This is a genomic window from Streptomyces sp. NPDC056738, assembly GCF_042790435.1.
Lineage (GTDB): Bacteria > Actinomycetota > Actinomycetes > Streptomycetales > Streptomycetaceae > Streptomyces.
In genome coordinates this window covers 135,751-155,948 of record NZ_JBHTZF010000002.1, presented here as the reverse complement: position 1 = coordinate 155,948, position 20,198 = coordinate 135,751, and the positions used below count along the sequence as shown (strand labels likewise).

Annotated in this window: 14 protein-coding genes and 1 pseudogene; 5 read left to right on the top strand and 10 right to left on the bottom strand. The window is 72.1% G+C overall.

Annotated features, from left to right (window positions below; all coding sequences use genetic code 11):
• The first annotated feature begins 9 nt into the window (after positions 1-9).
• Complete coding sequence (locus ACFRIC_RS04385) at positions 10-1,350, top strand: amidase (protein ID WP_382779173.1); 1,341 nt, start codon at positions 10-12, stop codon at positions 1,348-1,350.
• 219 nt (positions 1,351-1,569) lie between these two features.
• On the opposite strand, the gene ACFRIC_RS04380 is transcribed toward ACFRIC_RS04385, so the two are convergent.
• Positions 1,570-1,746 (bottom strand): hypothetical protein, encoded by a 177-nt coding sequence (locus tag ACFRIC_RS04380; protein WP_382779171.1) that lies wholly within the window; start codon positions 1,744-1,746, stop codon positions 1,570-1,572.
• A 527-nt stretch (positions 1,747-2,273) separates the two neighbouring features.
• On the opposite strand from ACFRIC_RS04380, the gene ACFRIC_RS04375 reads away from it, so the two are divergent.
• Together ACFRIC_RS04375 and ACFRIC_RS04370 are read left to right on the top strand one after the other, a co-directional pair.
• The gene (locus ACFRIC_RS04375) at positions 2,274-2,930 is read left to right on the top strand and encodes an HD domain-containing protein (RefSeq protein ID WP_382779168.1); all 657 of its coding nucleotides are present in this window, start codon (positions 2,274-2,276) and stop codon (positions 2,928-2,930) included.
• A gap of 259 nt (positions 2,931-3,189) precedes the next feature.
• On the top strand, positions 3,190-4,002 hold the full coding sequence (locus ACFRIC_RS04370; RefSeq protein WP_382779166.1) for an SDR family oxidoreductase: 813 nt from the start codon (positions 3,190-3,192) through the stop codon (positions 4,000-4,002).
• Between the two features lie 60 nt (positions 4,003-4,062).
• On the opposite strand, the gene ACFRIC_RS04365 is transcribed toward ACFRIC_RS04370, so the two are convergent.
• The 8 genes from ACFRIC_RS04365 to ACFRIC_RS04330 all read right to left on the bottom strand — a co-directional run bounded on the left by ACFRIC_RS04365 (position 4,063) and on the right by ACFRIC_RS04330 (position 15,337).
• A complete protein-coding gene (locus ACFRIC_RS04365; RefSeq protein WP_382779164.1) occupies positions 4,063-5,100 on the bottom strand; it encodes a hypothetical protein in 1,038 nt (345 codons plus the stop codon).
• On the bottom strand, positions 5,097-5,762 hold the full coding sequence (locus ACFRIC_RS04360; RefSeq protein WP_382779161.1) for a hypothetical protein: 666 nt from the start codon (positions 5,760-5,762) through the stop codon (positions 5,097-5,099). The genes ACFRIC_RS04365 and ACFRIC_RS04360 overlap by 4 nt, the downstream gene beginning before the upstream one ends.
• Before the next feature lie 126 nt (positions 5,763-5,888).
• Positions 5,889-7,403 carry an SDR family NAD(P)-dependent oxidoreductase gene (locus ACFRIC_RS04355; RefSeq protein ID WP_382779158.1) on the bottom strand — a complete coding sequence of 505 codons (1,515 nt, stop codon included), beginning with the start codon at positions 7,401-7,403 and terminating at the stop codon, positions 5,889-5,891.
• A 102-nt stretch (positions 7,404-7,505) separates the two neighbouring features.
• Positions 7,506-8,834 (bottom strand): wax ester/triacylglycerol synthase family O-acyltransferase, encoded by a 1,329-nt coding sequence (locus ACFRIC_RS04350; RefSeq protein ID WP_382779155.1) that lies wholly within the window; start codon positions 8,832-8,834, stop codon positions 7,506-7,508.
• 156 nt (positions 8,835-8,990) lie between these two features.
• Entirely contained in the window at positions 8,991-11,321 is a 2,331-nt protein-coding gene (locus ACFRIC_RS04345) for a GH92 family glycosyl hydrolase (RefSeq protein ID WP_382779152.1), read from the bottom strand.
• Between the two features lie 304 nt (positions 11,322-11,625).
• The gene (gene glgC / locus ACFRIC_RS04340; RefSeq protein WP_382779150.1) at positions 11,626-12,855 is read right to left on the bottom strand and encodes a glucose-1-phosphate adenylyltransferase; all 1,230 of its coding nucleotides are present in this window, start codon (positions 12,853-12,855) and stop codon (positions 11,626-11,628) included.
• Between the two features lie 83 nt (positions 12,856-12,938).
• Positions 12,939-14,090, bottom strand: a complete 1,152-nt coding sequence (gene glgA, locus ACFRIC_RS04335) for a glycogen synthase (RefSeq protein WP_382779148.1) — start codon at positions 14,088-14,090, stop codon at positions 12,939-12,941.
• A gap of 491 nt (positions 14,091-14,581) precedes the next feature.
• Complete coding sequence (locus tag ACFRIC_RS04330; protein ID WP_382779146.1) at positions 14,582-15,337, bottom strand: (2Fe-2S)-binding protein; 756 nt, start codon at positions 15,335-15,337, stop codon at positions 14,582-14,584.
• A gap of 210 nt (positions 15,338-15,547) precedes the next feature.
• On the opposite strand from ACFRIC_RS04330, the pseudogene ACFRIC_RS04325 reads away from it, so the two are divergent.
• Positions 15,548-16,732, top strand: a pseudogene (locus ACFRIC_RS04325) (DMT family transporter); the annotation flags it as partial.
• A gap of 247 nt (positions 16,733-16,979) precedes the next feature.
• On the opposite strand, the gene ACFRIC_RS04320 reads toward ACFRIC_RS04325, so the two are convergent.
• The gene (locus tag ACFRIC_RS04320) at positions 16,980-18,176 is read right to left on the bottom strand and encodes a transglycosylase family protein (RefSeq protein ID WP_382779143.1); all 1,197 of its coding nucleotides are present in this window, start codon (positions 18,174-18,176) and stop codon (positions 16,980-16,982) included.
• A 499-nt stretch (positions 18,177-18,675) separates the two neighbouring features.
• On the opposite strand from ACFRIC_RS04320, the gene gndA reads away from it, so the two are divergent.
• Entirely contained in the window at positions 18,676-20,115 is a 1,440-nt protein-coding gene (gene gndA / locus ACFRIC_RS04315) for an NADP-dependent phosphogluconate dehydrogenase (RefSeq protein ID WP_382779140.1), read from the top strand.
• Positions 20,116-20,198 lie beyond the last annotated feature (83 nt).

Here is a 20,198-nt window from a genome sequence, read left to right as displayed (position 1 = left end):
GGAGCGCCCGTGACCACCTGGGCCGGCCGGACCGCCACCGAGATCGCCGCAGCCGTACGCGAGAAGAAGGTCACCCCCCGCGAGGTGGTGGCCGAGCATCTCGCGCGGATCGAACGCCTCGACGGGCGCGTCGGCGCCTTCCGCACGGTCCGCGCCGAGGCCGCCCTCGCGGAGGCCGACGAGCTGGCCGGCAGGGATCTCGGCCGGCTCCCCCTGGCGGGCGTGCCGGTGGCGGTGAAGGACAACCTCGCGGTGCGCGGCGAGCAGACCCGCAACGGTTCCGCCGCGACCCCGGACGCCGTCGCCGAGGAGGACCACGTCACCGTGGCCCGGCTGCGCGCGGCGGGCGCCGTCGTGGTGGGGTTGACGAACGTGCCCGAACTCTGTGTCTTCGGCACCACGGAGGGCGTGTACGGCAGCGCGCGCAACCCCTGGGACCTGTCCCGTACGGCGGGCGGCTCCTCGGGCGGCAGCGCGGCCGCGGTCGCCGCCGGGATGGTGCCGATCGCCCTCGGCAACGACGGCATGGGCTCGCTGCGCATCCCGGCCGCCAACTGCGGTCTGGTGACCCTGAAACCGGGCCACGGCGTCATCCCCGCCGGGATCGGTCACGGCGACTGGTTCGGCATGTCGGAGAACGGCCCGCTGGCCACGACGGTCGAGGACGCGCGGCTGATGTTCGCCCTCCTCGCGGACATCGAGCCGGCCCCGCCCGCGGAGCCCGCCACCCGCCGGATCGCCCTGTCCGTACGCAGCCCGCTGGCCGGAATCCACGTCACGCGACCGTATACGAACGCGGCCCGGGAGGCCGCCGCTCTGCTGGCCGAGGCGGGGCACCGGGTGCGGACCGCGAACCCGCCCTACCCGCTGTGGCTGAGCACGACCTCGCTCGCGCACTGGACGGCGGGCACCGCCGTGGACGCCGAGGACCTCGACCCGCGCCGGCTGGCCCGGCGCACCCGGGTGCACGCCGCGGTCGGCCGGCGCTTCGTGACGGGCGTGCGCAAGGGGGACCGGCGCGAGCAGTTGCGCGGGCGCCTCGCGGCGTTCTTCGCGGAGTACGACGTGCTGCTCACCCCGGCCCTCGCCCGGCGCAGCCCCGCGTCCGTCGACTGGCACAAGCGGGGCTGGCTGCGCAATGTCCTGGCCAACACCAACTACTCGCCGATGACCCCGCCCTGGAACCTCACCGGCTGGCCCGCGATGTCCGTCCCGTTCGGCAAGCTGGCGAACGGGGCGCCGTGCGCGGTCCAGCTCGTCGGCATGCCCGGCTCGGAGGCGGCCCTGCTCGACGTGGCCGGGCAACTCGAGGTACTCCACCCGTGGCGGCGCACCGCTCCGCTCGGCTGAGGGACGACCTCCAGGGCTGGAGGCCGTCGGCAGACGGCAGCCAGCCCCTCGGCGGTCGCGGGCGGCGGTCGGCGGTCGGCCGGGAGCAGCCGGTCGGCCCGGAGGTGGCGTCACACGCCGAAGCCGCGGCCGGTCGTCGGCCGCGGCTTCTCGTGTTCGGCGGGAACGCGGGTCCGGCACTCACGTGCCGTCCCCGGTCGCGCCGGCTCCTGGCGTCGGTCAGTCGACGCTCGGCAGGATGTGGGGCTCGGCGAGGTCGTCCTCGTAGCCCGCGAGGCGGATGGGGGCGGACCTGGCCCACACGTCCAGGCTTCCGAGCTTGGTGTCGGACCCACCGCCGAGGCGGTCCCTGCGTTCCTTGGTGCCCTGATCGCGATTCGTCTTCTCTGGTGTCACCGCGCACTCCTTATGTGTCGGGTCACCCTCGGGACGCTAGGGCCCGGTGCTCTCGGGTCGCCTGACGTCCGCTCGGGTCTGAGTCGAAGCAGTTAGGGACGCGGTGGCGCCGGTAACTCGTGTGAGAGCAGGCCGTGGTGACCGGCAAGTCCCGGGACGGACCGTGGGTGTGGGTGGACCCCAGTGAGTCTGTCCGTCGGCTACAGCCTAACCAAATGAGCAGGCCCCCGCTCTATGGGGCTGAAAACGTGAGGTAACTGTCACACGTCTTCCAGGCTCCATCAAGCCTCGATCTGCGGCGATTTGAAACATGATGCCCTCTTCGCGACCACCCATTCGGCTCAATATCGCCCCTGGACGGGGGCGTCGGGGCCGACCCGGGGCAGGACTGAGTCACCATCGGCCGACGGCCGTCACGCGCGGCCGGCCCGAAGACGTCACGCAGTTCAGGTGCCGTTGGCCGGTTCGCAAGGAGGCCATGCTGTGCTGTCGCACGGCAACGGCCTTTCTCGCGGGAGGACTGACGCATGGAGCTGCGCAGCGTCGAGGAGCTGATGGATCTGCTGCACGCCTGCCGGGGCGTCCACGACACCGCCGAGCTCGCCCCCTCCCGGCTCCGCCCGGGCGGAGGAACGCCCTCCGGTGATCCCGTCGATCTGCACGACCACGCCCTGCAGACCGCCGCGCTGCTGCGCCGGGGGCACCCCAGCGACAAGGAGCTCCAGGTCGCGGGCCTGGTGCACGACATCGGGCATCTGCTCCGGCCCGGCGACGAAGCCGGGCACGCCGGCCTCGCCGCCGACGCGGTACGGCCGCTCCTCGGCGAGCGGGTCTCCGGACTGGTCCGGCTGCACGTCGCGGCGGAGCGGTACCTCGCGGCCGGCTCGCCCGCCCAGGGGCCGGCCCCGCTCGCCCCGGGCGGCGCGATGACCCGCCAGGAGGCGGCCGCGTTCGGGCACGATCCCCTGGCCGAGGACGCGGTGACCCTGCGGCAGGCGGACGACGCCGGGCGGGTCCCCGGCCTGTACGCCGGGGACATGGAGGACTGGCGCACGCTGCTGGAACTGGTGGCGGAACGTTCCGCGTGGACGGCCGCCCGCACCGGCACCCCCCGGCACCCGCGACGGCCGGATCCCGCGGCCGACCTGGCGGAACGTTCCGCACGACTGGGCGCCACGGACTGACACACCGGCGTCCGGCCGACGCAAGGGTCTGCCGACGCAGGGGTACGGGGCTGCCGACGCAGGAGTAGAGGTCCGCCGACGCACGGGACCGGCGGCGCAGGGCACCGGTCCGCCGGCGCACAGGTCTGTCGCCGCAGGGGTACGGCTCTGCCGACGCAGGAGTAGAGGTCCGCCCGCACACGGGACTGGCGGCGCAGGGATCCGGCTCCGCCGGCGCACGGGGCTGTCGGCTGACGGCCCGTCATGAGACCGTACGCGGATGACGTCGCCGTACGCGTACGGACTCCAGGGCAGGGCCGCCGTCGTCACCGGCGCCTCGCGCGGCATCGGTCTCGCCGTGGCCGAGGCGCTCGCGGGAGCGGGTGTCCGGGTGTGCGTGAGCGCGCGGGACCCGGACGCGGTGCGACGCGCGGCCGAGCGGGTCGGCGGCGTCGGGCTCGCCGGTTCCGTCGCCGACGCGGCACACCTCGGGGAACTGACCGGCCTGGCCCTGCGGTCCTTCGGACGCCTGGACATCGTGGTCAACAACGCGGCGACCAACCAGCCCTACGGCCCGCTCATGGACGCCGACCCGGAACGCTGGCGCGAGGCGTTCACCGTGAACGTCGAGGCGCCGCTGCGCCTGGTGCAGTGCGCCTGGCGGGCGTGGATGGGCGAGCACGGCGGGTCCGTGGTCAACGTCTGCACGGAGGGTGCCGGACACGTCGGCCCCCAGATCGGCGCGTACGGCACCAGCAAGGCCGCCCTGCTCCATCTGACCCGGCAACTGGCCGGCGAGCTGGCCCCGAAGGTGCGGGTCAACTCGGTCTCCCCCGGCCTCGTGCGCACCGAGATGGCCCGCTTCGTGTGGGAGGGCGCCGAGGACCGGCTGGGCGCCTCGCTGCCGCTCGGCCGCATCGGACGGCCCGAGGACGTCGCCGCCGCCGTGACCTGGCTGGCCTCCGACGCGGCCGGGTGGATCACCGGTGCCGACCTGCTGGTCGATGGGGGCACACGCGTGAGAGCGGCCTCCCCGGGCTCCGCAGCCGCGCCCGTCCAGGAACGGCTGCGACAGCGGACCCCCGGCACATGACCGCCGACGCCGGAGCCTGGCTGACGATTCCGCCCGTGCACAAAGACCCTGTCGGCGTCCTCAGAAAATGTCTCCCTCGTCTATACGCGCCGCGCGCAGTTGGGCACGGAATCGCCGGAATCGCTCGTCCCGGGCCGTGCGTAGCTCGTCGAGCGGGATCCGGCAGCCAAGTTCCGCCAGCAGCTCGACGAAACGGGAATCGGAATCGACACCGAGCGCCGACTCCGATCCGAAGCGGATCTCCCTGGACGCGAACCTTCGTGTCATGTCGAGGCTCGAGTGATAGGCCCGATAGGGCCGGGTCCGCGAGGAGAACTGCAGGTTCTCGGGGTATTCCGTGCCGTCCAGGTTGTACGTGAGGAACATGCCGCCGTCGAACATCTCGCACCGGAAGAACGGGAGGTCTCGGTGGAGGTACACGTAGGTCGGGAGAGACGAGCGCAGGTCGTGCAAAGCCGCGAGCGAGATGAATATCTGCCGCCGAAGTGCCTCGATGCCCTGGTCGACAGTAGGGTGCGGCCTTCTGCCGTTGTGTTCACGCTGACTCATGATCACATGAGCCCGGAGACTGTCCTCGGCCCGTGGATCGAGAAGGCAGAGCCTGATCTGGTCGAGCCGCCGAAAGGCGCGCTTCTGACTGCCGAGAGCCAGCCGAAAGGTCGCGAACTCGGCCGCTGATCCCTTGCTGTCGTATCGAGTGGATGTGACGAGAAGCGACTCGAACGCCTCCCTGAATGCCTGCTTGGGCACATCGGCCGACTCGAAGACCTCACTCGGCAAGGAGACTTCGAAACGCTCCTGGAATTGGGAATGCGCCACATCGATCGCATAACCAGCGAGTTCTTGGGCCTGTAGCCGCTGCCTGACCGGATCGAGGAACAGCGAGACCATGACGTAGACGAGAACCGAGGCGATTACCGATTCACCGATCGCTGCCAGAGCGGTCGAGAGATCCTTGTCGATTTCGAAGAAGACCCCCCATAAGGTGAGCAGAACCCCCACCACGGTGGAGGCCAGCATCACCACGACGGCCCAGAGCCGTGCGTACTTGGCGAATATTCGGACGCCGTCCCTGCCGCCGGAAGCGGAAGTGGTCATGCGGCCAGCCTTTCTGCCACCCGTTCCATGAGTTGTGCGACACCATCGGGATCGAGCAGTCCGACCGCGGACGACGTGTCCCGCGCTGCAACGGGAACGACGGTCGTACTGGTCCTGAGATCCCTGCCCTGCAAAACCGCCGTGACGACCGGGTAGGCGCCATCAGGGTCGGCCCGGTGCAGAACGCGGTGGTCGAGCGTGTAGGAGTCACCCGCCACCCGCCGGATACGAGAGGTCTCCCGCAGACGTCCCAGCCCGCCGGGCGTGTATCGGTACTCGCCCGACAACGGGCGCTGAGCCAGCTCGAAGACCGGTGTCGCACCCACTCCGCGTTCCAGCTCGAACCGCGACTCCAGCAACGCGCCCCACACGATGTACGAGGAGAAGTCCCACCGGTGGTCATGGACGTCGGACTGCATCACGGGGCCGTCCCAGAGATGGAGCCGAAGAGCCCAGGAATCGGCACCCGGAGAAAGCAGCTTTATTTTGTAGAAGCCGTTCGGGTGCCGGTAGCAAAGCGCATCGGTGAGAAGCGCCCTGTCCTTTACCGCTGCCATGAGGTGCTCGCGCAACCAGCCGTTCTCGCACACTGTCACGATGATCTTTTCCGGATCCTGCGAGCGGGCCATGGCGTCGCCGATGAACGCGAACAACTCGGTCATGGGCGCCATGCTACTCGGCGATCCTGAAGCGTCGTCAGAAATCAGAGAGTGGCGACATCGCCCTTTGCGAGCAAGGGCGCACGAGGGGAGCACCGGTCGCAAAGGCGCTCCCCCACAGCCCCGTGACTACCACTTACCGGGCGCGTAGTCCTTCAGGAAGACGCCGTACAGGTCCTCGCCCAGCTCGCCGCGGACGATCGGGTCGTACACGCGGGCGGCGCCGTCGACGAGGTCGAGGGGGGCGTGGAAGCCCTCGTCGGCCAGGCGCAGCTTGTCGTAGTGCGGGCGCTCGTCGGTGATCCAGCCGGTGTCCACCGAGGTCATCAGGATGCCGTCCGACTCGAACATCTCCTGGGCGCTCGTGCGGGTCACCATGTTCATGGCGGCCTTCGCGGCGTTCGTGTTCGGGTGACCGGCCCCCTTGTAGCCGCGGCCGAACACGCCCTCCATCGCGGAGACGTTGACGACGTACGCGCGCCCGGTGGACGCCGTACGGGCCGCCTCGGCCATCTGCGGCCGCAGCGCGCTGATCAGGATGAACGGCGCCGTGTAGTTGCAGAGCTGGGTCTCGAGCAGCTCGACCGGGGAGATCTGCTCGATGGTCTGCACCCAGGTGTTGCTCTCGACGACGTCGGGGAGCAGGCCGCCCGCGTCGATGGCGGTGCCCTCGCGGTGGCGGACCACGCTGGCGTTGCCGGCGACCAGGGCGAGATCGGCCACCTTCTGCGCCTCCAGGCCGGAGACGCCTACGGGCAGCGCCTGCAGGCCGTCGACCGCGCCGGAGTTGAAGGCGCCGATGACGTGCTGGGCGGGCAGTTCGCCGGCCGGCAGCGGGGCGCTCTCGCCCTCGACGAGCGCGGCGTAGGCGGAGGGCAGCCGGCGCACGGTCTGCGTGGCGTTGTTGATCAGGATGTCGAGCGGGCCCTGCTCGGCGACGCGGTCGGCCAGGGCGACGGCCTGGGCCGGGTCGCGCAGGTCGATGCCGACGACCTCCAGGCGGTGGATCCAGTCCGCCGAGTCGTCCATGGCCTTGAAGCGGCGGATCGCGTCGTTCGGGAAGCGCGTGGTGATCGTGGTGTGCGCGCCGTCGCGCAGCAGGCGCAGCGCGATGTACATGCCGATCTTGGCGCGGCCTCCGGTGAGCAGTGCCCGCTTGCCGGTGAGGTCGGTCCGGGCGTCGCGGCGCGAGCGGTTCAGGGCGGCGCAGTCCTGGCAGAGCTGGTGGTAGAAGTAGTCGACCTCGACGTAGCGCGTCTTGCAGGTGTAGCAGGAGCGCGGGCGCTGGAGTATGCCCGCGATCCTGCCCTCCTCCGTCACGGACGACGGCAGGATGCCCTCGGTCTCGTCGTCGATGCGCTGGGCGGAACCGGTCGCGGTGGACTCGGTGACCATCTTGTCGTGGGCCGTCTTGGCGGCGCGGCGCTCCTGGCGGCGGCGCTGCTTCACCATGCGGTAGATGCCGGCGGTGGCGCGGCGCACGGCGATCGCGTCGGGGTGGTCGACCTCGATCTTCTCGAGTTCGTCGAGCACGCTGAGGCAGACGGCCAGCCGCTCCGGATCGATGCCGGGACCGAACGCGACGTCCGCCACATCTGTCGTGTCCACGGCGGGGGTCGCCCGGCCGTCCTCTGTCACCGTCATCGCTGCTGCCGTTCCTCGGGTTGTGCGCCGCGTTCGAACCGCGCTCGCTTTCGAAGGCGGAATTTTACGGACCAATCGCGCGCGGCACCAAACCCGTGGTGATCATGGCGTGCAGGCGGTGATCAGTTCGCGCACCTCCTCGGCCAGGGAACGGGCCAGCAGATCGAGGTCGGGGACGGCCTCGGCGTCGGCGACCAGCCCGTAGTGGACCTTCCCGCGGTACGTCGAGACGGCCACCGCGAGGGCCTGGCCGCGGGCCAGCGGGGCGAACGGATAGACCTCGGTGAGCGGGCAGCCGCCGAGCTTCAGGCCGAGGCTGGGCAGCGGCACGCTGGTGACGAGGATGTCGAACAGCAGCCGGGCGGCCTGGCCCACGACGGGCCCGCCGATCCGGTGTCCGAGCGGCGGCACGTGGTCGGCGAGCAGCGCGACGGCTCCCGCGCCCCGGTTGGGTCCGGCGTCCTTGTTCCGGTCCATCGCCGTCCGTACGGCACGCAGCCGCCCGAGCGGGTCCGGGTCGTCGACGGGAAGCCGTATCAGGTAGCCGGAGAGCCGGTTGCCCTGCGGCTGCGCGGTGCGCGGCCGGCGCCGGGAGACGGGGATCAGGGCGCGCGGGGAGACTCCCTCGCTGCCGTCGCCGCGCTCGTCGAGCCAGCGGCGCAGCGCGCCCGCGACGACGGCGATCAGGACGTCGTTGACGGTGCCGCCGACGGTCTTGCGGACGACGTGCACGTCGTCGAGGTCGATGACGACCCCGGCGGTGCGCCGCGTCCCGGTGGGCGCGGAGGTGAGGGCGGGCGAGGACTGCGCGGTGAGGGTGGCGCGGGCCACCGAGGTGCCGATGTCGAGGGCGCGGCTCACGTCGGAGAGGGTGCCGCGGACCAGTCCCGGCAGCTTGCGGACGTCCGGGAAGAGCCCCCGGGGCGGTTCCGCGCGGCGCGGCCGGGGTTCCGGCAGGTCCATCGGGTCCATGATGGCGGCGGCGAGCATCAGGGCCCTGAGTCCGTCGGCTAGCGCGTGGTGGAACTTGAAGAGCACCGCGAAGGACGTGCCGTCCTCGCCGGGCAGCACGTGCGCCTCCCAGGGCGGCCGGCCGCGCTCCAGCGGGCGCTCCATGAGCCGGCCGGCCTCGGCGTGGAAGTCGGCGGTCGGCTTGTGCAGCAGGACGTGGTCCAGCGGCTCGAAGTCGGGCGCGGGCTCGCGGGCGGCGCTGCCGAAGGCGAGCGGGGCGGTGGGCTGCCAGACGTCGCGGATGCGCATGCGCAGCCCGGGGACGGCGGCGGCGCGGGCCGCGAGCAGGTCCGCGGCGTGGGCGCCGGCGGTGGGCGAGTGCGCGGCGAAGACACCGAGGGCTCCGAGGTGCATCGGGTGCCGGTCGGACTCGATGTTCCAGAACGCCAGGTCGAGTGGTGCGAGGAGGTCGGAGATCAAGGGCTTGCTCTCGCGTCGACGACGGGTGAACTTGCAGTCAAACCCGGACCGGTGATTACGGTCAAGTACGATCAAGTTACGCACAGTTAACAGCGGATTAAGTCCCGCCCCTCCGGGGACGGGCGGGACTTCATTCTCCTCAGTGCACGCCCGTCCTCACTTCAGGACCGGAGGCGCGTCGGAGGCCGCCGTTCCCCACTCGGACGGCTCCGCGCCGACGGTGAAGCGGAGCGAACGGATGCCCTTCAGCGTGCCGGTCGTCAGGTACGTACGGCCGTACGGCGAACCGTCGAGGCGGGCCGAGCTGATGTACCGGTCGGTGTCCGAGGTGCCCGGCGCCGTGATGGTCAGGGCGCCGCGCGGGTAGTAGCGCCGGTCGAGGGTGAGGTCGACCCGTTCGAAGACGGGCGTGGACAGACCCCAGGTGTCGTATCCGGGCTGCACCGGGAAGATCCCGATGGACGACAGGACGTTCCAGGCGGACATCGTGCCGAGGTCGTCGTTGCCGGTCATGCCGGTCGGCGCGTCGGTGAACAGGGTCAGCGCCGCGTGCACGACGTCGGTCGTCTTCCACGGCTGCCCGGTGGACAGGTAGGTGTACGGGGCGATCAGGTCGGGTTCGTTCTGCGGGTTGTACTTGTCGGCGTTGTAGTAGGCGTACGGGCCGTTGACCCAGACCTCGCGGGCCGTCTTCGCGGGGTCCTGGAGCAACCGGTCGTAGGCGAAGAACGAGTCGAGCCGGTCGTTCGCGGCCTGCTTGCCGCCGATCAGGCCGATCATGCCCGGCAGGTCCTGGGGCACGAGCCACTGGTACTGCCAGGCGGTGCCCTCGTGGAAGGCGACGCTCTGGGCCGGGTCGACGGGGCCGGTGAAGTGACCGGCGGCGTCCCGGGCACGGAAGAAGCCGGTCGAAGGGTCGTGGATCGCGCGGTAGTTCTGGGACCGCGCCAGATAGCGCGCCGCGTCCTCGGGGTGGCCGAGGTCCCGTGCCATCGCGCCGAGCACGGCGTCCGACAGGGCGTACTCCAGGGTCACGGAGGCGCCGTGGTCGTAGTCCGAGTCGCCGGGCTTCGCGTGCGGACGGCCGCTGACGTACGGGGCGAAGCCGTTCGCGATGTACTCGCGGTTCTCCTCGCGGCCCACCGCGGGCGAGTCGGCCGGGGGCACGCCGTCGGCGTTCTTCTTCAACGCGCGGTACGCCCGTTCCTCGTACCCGCCGAGCAGGCCCTGCTGGTAGGCGTTGGTGAGGAACGGGGTGACCGGGTCCCCGGTCATGATGTTCGTCTCGACCGTGCCGTAGCCCCACTTGGGCAGCCAGCCGCTCTCCTCGTCGATCCTGATCACCGAGATCGCCATGTCCCGGGCCTCGCGCGGCGCGAGCAGGGAGAGGAGCTGCGACTGGGTGCGGTAGGTGTCCCACAGCGACCAGTTCTGGTAGTACGTGAAGCCCTTGGCGCGGTGGATCCGCTGGTCCCAGCCGGTGTAGCGGCCGTCGGCGTCGCTGCCGATGTTGGGCGCGAGGAAGGACCGGTAGAGCGACGAGTAGAAGGTACGGCGCAGGGTGTCGGTGCCGCCCTGGGCGCGTACGTCGTCGAGCCGGTCCTCCCAGGCGCGGCGGGCCGCGGCGTGGACCGCGTCGAAGGAACGGCCGCCCTCGGAACGGAGGTTGACGGCCGCTCCGCGGGCGTCGACGTACGAGAGCGCGGTGGTCGCCTCGACCGTGCGGTCCTCGGTGGTGTCGAAGCGCACGAAGGCGCCGGTGCGCCCGGTGGTGCCGGCCGCCTTCGCGGCGCCGGTGACGGTGTCGCCGTTCCAGGTCCCCGAGGTGGTGAACGGCCGGTCGAAGCGCGTGACCGTGTACACCGTGTAGGGCTTGGTGCCCTGGCAGAAGCCGCTGCCGGTGATCTCCGTGCGGACGGTCCGGTCGTCCAGGATCTCGACCTTCGTGGCCACCGTCCTGTGCAGCGACTGGCCCGCGTTCAGCAGCACGTTGGCCTTGTCGGTGGCCGGGAAGGTGTAGCGCTGCACGCCGGTGCGCGCGGTGGCCGTCAGCTCGGCCTCGATCCCGGACTTCAGGTCCGCCCGGTAGTAGCCGGGGTGCGCCTCCTCGGTCTCGTGGCCGAACTCGGCCGCGTACTGCGCGTCGTCCGTCCGGGTGATGTCCCCCGTGGTGGGCAGCACGGGCAGGTCGCCGCCGAGGCCGCAGCCGACGCCCGAGAGGTGGACGAGGGAGAAGCCGCGGACGTGGTTCTGGGAGTGGTCGTAGCCGGTGTTGTGGCCGGTGTCCGGTGAGAACTGCACCATGCCGAAGGGCACGGCGGCGCCGGGGTAGGTGTTGCCCTCGTTCTGGGTGCCGATGAACGGATTGACCAGGTCGGTGAGTTGGCCGTCGCGCGGCTCGGCGGCCTGAGCGGTGGGCAGGGCGAACAGCGCGGACGCTGTCACCAGTCCCGCCGTGCACAGACGCAGGCGCCGGGTCCATCTCATACGGGAGACCTCCGGGGGGTGATCGACATCGTTGTCCTCATGCATGGTCGGGGCGGGCGACCGGCTTTCCGGGCAACCGGAGGGGAACCCGCGGGACGCGTCGCGCCGGGGGCGCGGTGCGCCGGGACCATCCCGCGCGATGACATCGTTGTCAGGCTGTACAACGTCGTCCTCCACGGGCAAGTGGCATGACAGCACGGGGTTCCGCGCCCCGTCCAGGGACATGACAAGCGGGGTCCGACAACGGCCGGAAGTCGCCGTGCGCCGGACCCCGCGCGGCCTCTCGCGAGGCCCGTGAGGCCGGTCAGGGCACGCGCTGGCCCTTGCCGAGGGCGATCACCCCGGCCTTGGAGACCGTGTAGAGGTCGGCGTCGCGCTCCGGATTGACGCCGATGGTCGCACCCGGCGGTACCTCGACGTTCTTGTCGAGCACCGCCCCCCGCACCACGGCACCCCGCCCGATCTTGACGTTGTCGTGCAGCACCGACCCCTGCACCACCGCCCCGGGGTCGACGACCACACCCGGCGACAGCACCGACCGTGTCACCTGCCCGCGGATCAGGCACCCCGCGCTGATGATGGACTCGCTGGCGATGCCGCCCGCGTTGAACCGCGCCGGCGAGAGCTGCCCCGAACTCGTGTAGACGGGCCAGCTCCGGTTGAACAGGTTGAACGCGGGCCGCTCGGCGATCAGGTCCATGTGGGCGTCGTAGTACGCGTCGAGGGTGCCCACGTCACGCCAGTAGCCCTGGTCGCGGGTGGTCTCGCCGGGCACGTGGTTGTCGCTGAAGTCGTAGAGCTGCGCCTCACCGCGCTCGGTGAGCGCGGGCAGGATCGAACCGCCCATGTCGTGCACGGAGTTGTCGTCCTCGGCGTCCCGCTGGAGCGCCTCGACCAGCGCCTTGGTGGTGAAGATGTAGTTGCCCATCGAGGCGAAGACGCACTCGGGGTCGTCCGCGAGGCCCGGCGGGTCGGCGGGCTTCTCCAGGAAACCGCGCACGCTCTGGCCGTCCGAGCCCGGGCTGATGACCCCGAACGAGGACGACTCGGCGCGCGGCACCCGTATTCCGGCCACCGTCACGCCCGCCCCGCTCTCGATGTGCTGGGCGAGCATCTGCCGGGGGTCCATGCGGTAGACGTGGTCGGCGCCGAACACCGCCACGTACTCGGGCTGTTCGTCGTGGATCAGGTTGAGCGACTGGAGGATCGCGTCCGCGCTGCCGAGATACCAGCGGGGCCCGAGCCGCTGCTGGGCCGGCACGGGCGTCACGTAGTTGCCGAGCAGGCTCGACATCCGCCATGTGGTGGTGATGTGCCGGTCCAGCGAGTGCGACTTGTACTGCGTCAGCACGCAGATGCGCAGGATGTCGGCGTTCACGAGATTGGAGAGGACGAAGTCCACGAGGCGGTACGTGCCGCCGAAGGTCACCGCCGGTTTCGCCCGGTCCGCGGTGAGCGGCATCAGCCGCTTGCCCTCACCGCCCGCCAGTACGATTCCCAGCACCGAAGGTCCACCGCGCCCACCGCGCCGCATGCCGCCGCCCCTCTACGCCCGGTGGGGCCGCGCCCGGCTGCCCGGGCCCCGCCCCGTGTTCCGAAGTTCGCCTGTCTGAACGGTTACCCCGCTTTGAGGACTTCCTCGTACAGCCGCACGGTCCTGCGCGCCACGGCGTCCCAGCCGAACTCCCCCACCGCGCGCCGCCGTCCGGCCTCGCCCATGCGCCGCGCCGCGCCGGGGTCCGCGAGCACCGAGTCGAGTGCGGTCGCGAGTCCCGCCTCGAAGTCGTCCTGGAGCGGCACGAGAAGGCCCGTCTCGCCGTGCTCGACCACCTCGGGGATGCCGCCGACGCGTGAGGCCACCACGGCCGTTCCGCAGGCCATCGCCTCCAGGTTGACGATGCCGAGCGGCTCGTAGACCGAAGGGCAGACGAACACGGCCGCGTGGGTGAGGAGTTGGATGACGTCGGGCCGCGGCAGCATCTGCGGGATCCAGTGCACGCCGTGCCGCACCGCGCTCAACTCCTGGTACAGCTCGCGGAACTCGCGGTCGATCTCCGGGGTGTCGGGGGCGCCCGCGCACAGCACCACCTGGGCGGCCGGGTCGATGTCCCGTACCGCGCGCAGGAGATGGGGCACCCCCTTCTGCCGCGTGATGCGGCCGACGAACAGGATGTACGGGCGGGCGATGTCCAGGCCGATCCGCTCCAGGACGTCGGTGCCGGGGTCGGGCCGGTACAGGGTGGTGTCGATGCCGTTGTGCACGACGCGCACGCGGGCCGGGTCCAGGCCCGGGTAGCAGCCGAGGATGTCGTCGCGCATGGCGCCGGACACGGCGATCACGGCGTCGGCGGCCTCGATGGCGGTGCGCTCGGCCCAGCCGGACAGGGCGTAGCCGCCGCCGAGCTGCTCGGCCTTCCAGGGCCGCAGCGGTTCGAGCGAGTGGGCGGTCATCACGTGCGGAATGCCGTGCAGGAGCTTCCCGAAGTGGCCCGCGAGGTTGGCGTACCAGGTGTGGGAGTGGACGAGGTCGCGGCCTTCGAGCGCGGCGGCGATGGAGAGGTCCACGGAGAAGGTGCGCAGGGCGTCGTTGGCGCCGTCGAGCGCGTTCCAGGGCCGGTGGCGGACGACCCCGCCGGCGCCGCCCTCGCCCCAGCAGTGCACGTCCAGTTCGGTGAGGGCCCGCAACTCCCGTGCGAGGAACTCGACATGGACGCCCGCGCCGCCGTAGACGTCCGGCGGATACTCCCGGGTCAGCAGTCCCACGCGCACACAGAACCCCCGTCCTCGCCGGCTGGTGCCCCTCATGGTCACTCAGTTGAAGCCGATACGGAAGACCGCGCGGAGGACCCCTGTGCCGGGGGCGGCGGACGGCGGCGTCGGGTCCGGCCGGAGGCCTGGATCGGATCGGGCCGGGGACCCGGGGCGGATCGGGCCGGAGCCCGGGTCGGGTTCCGGCCTGAGACCGGGTCGGATCGGCCCGGCTCCGGCGTCCAGGAGAGACGGTGGCCCGGCCCCGGCGGTCAGGAGGGACGGTGCGCGGGGCGCGGCCGTCAGGAGGGACGCTGCGCCGGGCGCGGCCGTCAGGAGGGACGCTGCGCCGGGCGCGGCCGTCAGGAGGGACGCTGCGCCGGGCGCGGCTGCCAGGAGGGACGCTGCGCCGGGCGCGGCTGCCAGGAGGGACGCTGCGCCGGGCGCGGCTGCCAGGAGGGACGGTGCACCGGGCGCGGCTGCCAGGAGGGACGGTGCGCCGGGCGCGGCCGTCAGGGACGCTGCGCCGGGCGTGGCGGGCGCGGTGGTCGCTCGAAGCAGCAGTCGCCGCAGACTCCGCCGCCGGGCACCCGGTAGTAGAGACAGCAGCTCCGGCGGCGCAACGTGCCGGGGTCGAGGGTGCCGGACAGGTCGGGGTGCGCGAAGAGCGGGCCGGCCAGGGCCCGGGCCCGCTCCCCCACGTCCGGGCGCCCGTGGGCGAGCGCCCAGCGGTCGAGCTGGCGGACGGTCCCGGCCAGGGCGGACCCCGCGTTGCCCCACAGCAGGGCCGGTGCGACCCGGTGGCGTGAGCGCAGCGCAGCGCTCAGCGGCACGAGGAGCCCGGCGCGCACGACGGCGTCGAGATCGGACACGGGCCGGAAGCGGACCTCGCGCAGCCACAGGTCGTCCGGCGCGCCCGCGTCCGGGTCCCAGTGCAGCAGCTCCGGATCGAGGTCGGGCAGCCGGTCGCAGAGCGCGGCGGCACCGAGGGCGATCGACCAGAAGCGGGCGGCGAGCCCCTGCTGCGCCACCGAGACCGCAACCCGCACCTCCGGCGCCCGGATACTCTGCGCCACCTTTTGAATGCGGAAAGTTATCGGATCTCCGTAAACCTCCGAAGGTGTCCCGGATCGGGAGTCCGCGCAGGCGCTCGCGAGGGTGGGCAGGGCGGAGCCCGGGGGTACGCCGGTGCGTAGTACGGAGAATCCGCCGAGCGCGTCGAGGGCGGAGAGCCGGGGGTCGAGGTCCACGAAGACCAGTAGTACCAAGCCCCCTAGGGGTGACCAGCAGTGGATCGGGCCGTGATGTCGCCCACCCTGGGGAGGACACCGGGCGATTCGTACTCCATCGGCAGTAGGACCCATTGACTGCTCAGGGACGACGACGAGAACTAAATCGCACGGCATCGTTGTTTGCATGGAAGCCGACCGTTCGTCGCGCCGGGCCGCCGCTCCGCGCCGTACGCAGAGGAGGGACTCATGAGTGCCCTCGCTTTGGCCGTGGTGCTCTCGTTCGTCTCAGCCGTCGCGTACGCGGGCGGCGCGATCATCCAGGAGCAGGTCGCCGTGACCTCTCCCGGCCAGACCTACGCCCCGTTGCGCAGGCCGGGCTGGTGGGCGGCCGTGGCGCTGACCGGCCTGGGCGGGCTGCTGCACGTGGTGGCCCTCGCCTTCGGCCCGCTGAGCCTCGTACAGCCGCTCGGCGCGCTCACCATCGTCTTCGCGCTTCCCATGGCGGCGCTGTTCGTCGGCCGCAAGGCCGGAGCCACCGCCTGGCGCGGCGCGATCATGGCCACCGTGGGTCTCGCGGGTCTGCTGTCCCTGGTCGGCGCGTCCGACGCCCAGTCCCTGAGCAATGCCCAGCGCCTCGCGCTCGGCGTCGTGTCGGGCGGCGCGGTCGCGGCCCTGATGGTCGCGGGGCGCGCGGCGCACCGGCACCCGGCCGTGCGCAGTGTGCTGCTGGCGGTCGCGGCGGGCGTCGCCTTCAGCATGTCCTCCGTGTTCACCAAGACCGTCGCGGTCGACTGGTCCCGTCAGGTCTCGCTCGCCGACTTCTCGAGCCTCGCCGCCATCGGTGTGTTCGCGACGGCCGGCATGCTGATCTCGCAGGCCTCGTACCGCGGTGCCGGCCTGGAGGCTCCGCTGGCCACGCTGACGGTCGTGAACCCCGTCGTGGCGGCCGCCGTCGGCCTCACGATGTTCGGCGAGACCTTCCGCTACGGCACCACCGGCACCGCGCTCGCCCTGGGCTGCGGCGTCGTGGCGGCCGGCGGTCTCATCCTGCTGACGACCGAGCGGATCAGCGGCGGCGAGCGGCCCGTGGCCGTCACCCCCGCGCCCTCCCCCGAACCCGTGGCCGTGCCGGAGGCGGACGCCGTGCAGCCGGCCGACGCGGCGCTCCGGCCCGCGGCGGACCTGGTTCCGCCCGCCTTCACCGCCCCGTCCGGGCTGCGGCTCGAGCCGCAGCCCGAGCCGGCCGTGGCGCGGCCCCGCCTCGCGGAGCCCTCCGTCCCGGCCGTCGCCGGACTCGGCACGCTGACGCCCGCCGAGGCGGCCGTGGCGGAGCTGCTGGCCGGACTGCCCGAGCCCGCCGAGGGCGCGGACGGACTCGTACCGGCGTCGCCGAAGGGTGCCGGAGGCCCGGCACCCGCTCCGCCGGCGGGCGGCGACGGCCTGCTCCCGCCGGTTCCGCGGGCCGTGACGGCTCCTCCGGCCGCGGTGGTTCCCCAGGTGGTTCCCCAGCCCGTGATCGCCGCTACGTTCGTCCCGGCTCCGACGAGGGCCGCGGTGCCCACGAGGGAGGTCGTCGCCCCCCGCCCGCCGGCGGGCGAAGACGAGCTGCCCTATCTGACGGTGATGCTCGGTGTGCCGTACGTGCCGATCCCGTTCGTCAGCCACCACCGCACCCGAGTCAAATCCTGACGCCACCGGCCCGGAGGTACGCCACCGGGTCGACGTCCGAACCGAAGCCGGGCCCGGTCCGCACCTCGAAGTGCAGATGCGGGCCCGTGCTGTTGCCCGTGGACCCCGAGCGCCCTATGCGCTGGCCCGCCACCACGCTCTGCCCCGCCTTCACGGAGATCGCGGAGAGATGGCCGTACTGCGTGTAGCGCCCGTCGGCGTGCCGGATCACCACCTCGTAGCCGAACGATCCGCCCCAGCCCGCGCTGACCACGTGCCCGGCGGCCACCGCCGCGACGGAGGTGCCCGTCGGCACGGGGAAGTCGACACCCGTGTGGTAGCCCTTCGACCAGTGGGAGCCGGTGGCGTGGTACTGCGTGCCGGTCGCCGCGTGGACCGGGGCCACGAGCGTGTGCGTCCCGGACCTGACCGGGGTCGTCGTGTGCGAGGACGTCCGGCCGGAGGTCTTCTTGGCCGGCGTCGTCGGCGCCTTCTTCGCGGGCGTCCGCTCGGTCGTCTTCGCCGGGCTCTTCGCGGGCGTGTGCGCGGGTGACTGGGCCCTGCCGTCCAGGGCGAGCCGCTGGCCCGGCAGGATCAGGTCCGGGTCGGAGCCGACGGTCGAGCGGTTCGCGGCGTACAGCCCCTGCCAGCCGCCCTGGACGTGCCGGGAGTCGGCGATGCCGGAGAGCGTGTCGCCGCGCACGACGGTGTACATCTCGGCGGTCCCGGCCCGCGACTGCGGCGTCGTCTGCGGCTTCACGTCCCGCACCGAATGCCGCTTCGCCGTCTGCGGCGCGGTCCCCGCCGGGCTGATGTCGGGTGTCGTGCCCCCTCTGGTCAGCCCCGCGCGGACCGAGCACACGGGCCAGGCGCCGGGCCCCTGCCCCTTCAGCACCTTCTCGGCCACGGCTATCTGCTGGTCCTTCGTGGCCTGGTCCGCGCGCCCGGCGTAGGCCTTGCCGCCGTACGCCTCCCAGGTGGACCGGGTGAACTGCAGGCCGCCGTAGTAGCCGTTGCCGGTGTTGATGCTCCAGTTGCCGCTGGACTCGCAGGCGGCCACCTTGTTCCAGGTCCCGACGTCGGCCGCGTGGGCCACTCCGGCCCCGACCAGCGGGAGCGCGATCCCGGCTCCGCCCGCCGTGACGGTGAGTGAGGCGCGGTTGATCCTGTTCGGCTGATACCGGCGGTGCCGACCGCGTACGGCCATGAGGGAGCCCCCCTAGACATGCGTCAGGAGCGGCAAAAGTAAGCGTTGGGAACAGGCCGGGACAAGGCGGCAACCGGTCGCTCCGAAAAGCCCGTTGACCCAATTCCGGGCCCGCGCCCGGCCGGGCGCCCGCACCACGGTGAGTGACCGGGGCCGCCCGGGGCCGGGCTGCCCCGCCCGCCACTCCATGGCCCGCCGACGTCGGGTTCCCGTGTCCCGCGACGGGCGTCCGGCTCTTCCCTCCGGCCCGGCCGCGCGCGAGCCGGGACCGCGTAAGGACCGCCGGATCGGCCCGTCGCGCGCGGTCACGTCGGCACGGAGTGTCCGAAATCCGCCCTCGCGGCGCCGGGACGTTCCCCTGCGTGGACACCTCCGACACGTCAGGATGGGCTGGGGCAATACTGGCGAGCGGCACGGACGGGCAGGACCGGCGTCATCGGCGCCGAGGCGTCCTCCCTGTCGGCCGACGGACTTACCGCACTTCTTAGGAGCCAACCGGATGAGCACTTCAGCCCAGATCGGCGTCACGGGTCTCGCGGTCATGGGGCGCAACCTCGCCCGCAACTTCGCACGCAACGGATACGCGGTCGCCGTGCACAACCGCACGTCGGCGAAGACGGACGCGCTGGTGGAGGAGTTCGGCCACGAGGGCACGTTCGTGGCGGCCGAGACGGCGAAGGAGTTCGTTGCGGCCCTGGAGCGGCCCCGGCGCCTGGTGATCATGGTGAAGGCAGGCGAGCCGACGGACGCGGTGATCCAGGAGTTCGCCCCGCTCCTGGAGCCCGGCGACATGATCATCGACGGTGGCAACGCGCATTTCGCGGACACCCGGCGCCGTGAGCGCGCGCTGCGCGAGCAGGGCATCCACTTCGTCGGCACGGGCGTGTCCGGCGGCGAGGAGGGCGCGCTGAACGGGCCGAGCATCATGCCGGGCGGCTCGGTCGAGTCGTACGCCTCGCTCGGTCCGATGCTGGAGAAGATCTCCGCGAAGGCCGCCGACGGGTCGCCGTGCGTCACGCACGTGGGCCCCGACGGCGCCGGGCACTTCGTGAAGATGGTCCACAACGGCATCGAGTACGCCGACATGCAGCTCATCGGCGAGGCCTACCAGCTCCTGCGTGACGTGGCCGGGTACTCCCCCGCCCAGATCGCGGACATCTTCCGCACGTGGAACACCGGCCGGCTCGACTCGTACCTGATCGAGATCACCGCCGAGGTCCTGTCGCACGTGGACGCGGCGACGGGCAAGCCGTTCGTGGACGTCGTCCAGGACCGGGCCGAGCAGAAGGGCACCGGCCGCTGGACCGTGCAGATCGCGCTGGACCTGGGCGTGCCGGTGTCGGGCATCGCCGAGGCGGTCTTCGCCCGCTCCCTGTCCGGACACGCCGCGCTGCGCGAGGCCTCGCGCGACCTCGCCGGTCCGACGGCGCGCAAGCTCGACGAGTCCGAGGCCGCGGCCTTCGCGGACCGGGTGGAGCAGGCGCTGTACGCGTCGAAGATCGTGTCGTACACCCAGGGCTTCCACGAGATCACCGCGGGCAGCGACGAGTACGACTGGAACATCGACCTCGGTTCGGTCGCCTCGATCTGGCGCGGCGGCTGCATCATCCGGGCGGCCTTCCTGGACCGTATCCGCGCCGCGTACGACGCCCGGCCGGACCTGCCGAGCCTGCTGTCGGACGAGACGTTCGCCCAGGAGATCGGAGCGGCGCAGGACGACTGGCGCGAGGTCGTCGTCGCCGCGACCCGCCAGGGCGTGCCCACTCCCGGCTTCTCGGCGGCCCTCGCCTACTACGACGCCCTGCGCGCCGAGCGACTGCCGGCCGCGCTCACCCAGGGGCAGCGGGACTTCTTCGGAGCGCACACGTACCGCCGGACGGACCGCGAGGGCTCGTTCCACACGCTGTGGGGCGGCGACCGGTCGGAGGTCGAGGCGTAGCGGTCGCCCCGCGGGCTGTCACCGGGCGCCCCGGTCCCGCCCGCTCGTCCGAAAGCCGTCACGTTCCCGGAAGGTTCCCGGAA

Excerpts from the sequence above, each read along its gene's own strand:
- ACFRIC_RS04375 (WP_382779168.1), top strand. The coding sequence starts at position 2,274 with ATGGAGCTGCGCAGCGTCGAGGAGCTGATGGATCTGCTGCACGCCTGC.
- ACFRIC_RS04370 (WP_382779166.1), top strand. The coding sequence starts at position 3,190 with ATGACGTCGCCGTACGCGTACGGACTCCAGGGCAGGGCCGCCGTCGTC.
- ACFRIC_RS04365 (WP_382779164.1), bottom strand. The coding sequence starts at position 5,100 with ATGACCACTTCCGCTTCCGGCGGCAGGGACGGCGTCCGAATATTCGCC.
- ACFRIC_RS04360 (WP_382779161.1), bottom strand. The coding sequence starts at position 5,762 with ATGACCGAGTTGTTCGCGTTCATCGGCGACGCCATGGCCCGCTCGCAG.
- ACFRIC_RS04355 (WP_382779158.1), bottom strand. The coding sequence starts at position 7,403 with ATGACGGTGACAGAGGACGGCCGGGCGACCCCCGCCGTGGACACGACA.
- ACFRIC_RS04345 (WP_382779152.1), bottom strand. The coding sequence starts at position 11,321 with ATGAGATGGACCCGGCGCCTGCGTCTGTGCACGGCGGGACTGGTGACA.
- glgC (WP_382779150.1), bottom strand. The coding sequence starts at position 12,855 with ATGCGGCGCGGTGGGCGCGGTGGACCTTCGGTGCTGGGAATCGTACTG.
- ACFRIC_RS04320 (WP_382779143.1), bottom strand. The coding sequence starts at position 18,176 with ATGGCCGTACGCGGTCGGCACCGCCGGTATCAGCCGAACAGGATCAAC.
- gndA (WP_382779140.1), top strand. The coding sequence starts at position 18,676 with ATGAGCACTTCAGCCCAGATCGGCGTCACGGGTCTCGCGGTCATGGGG.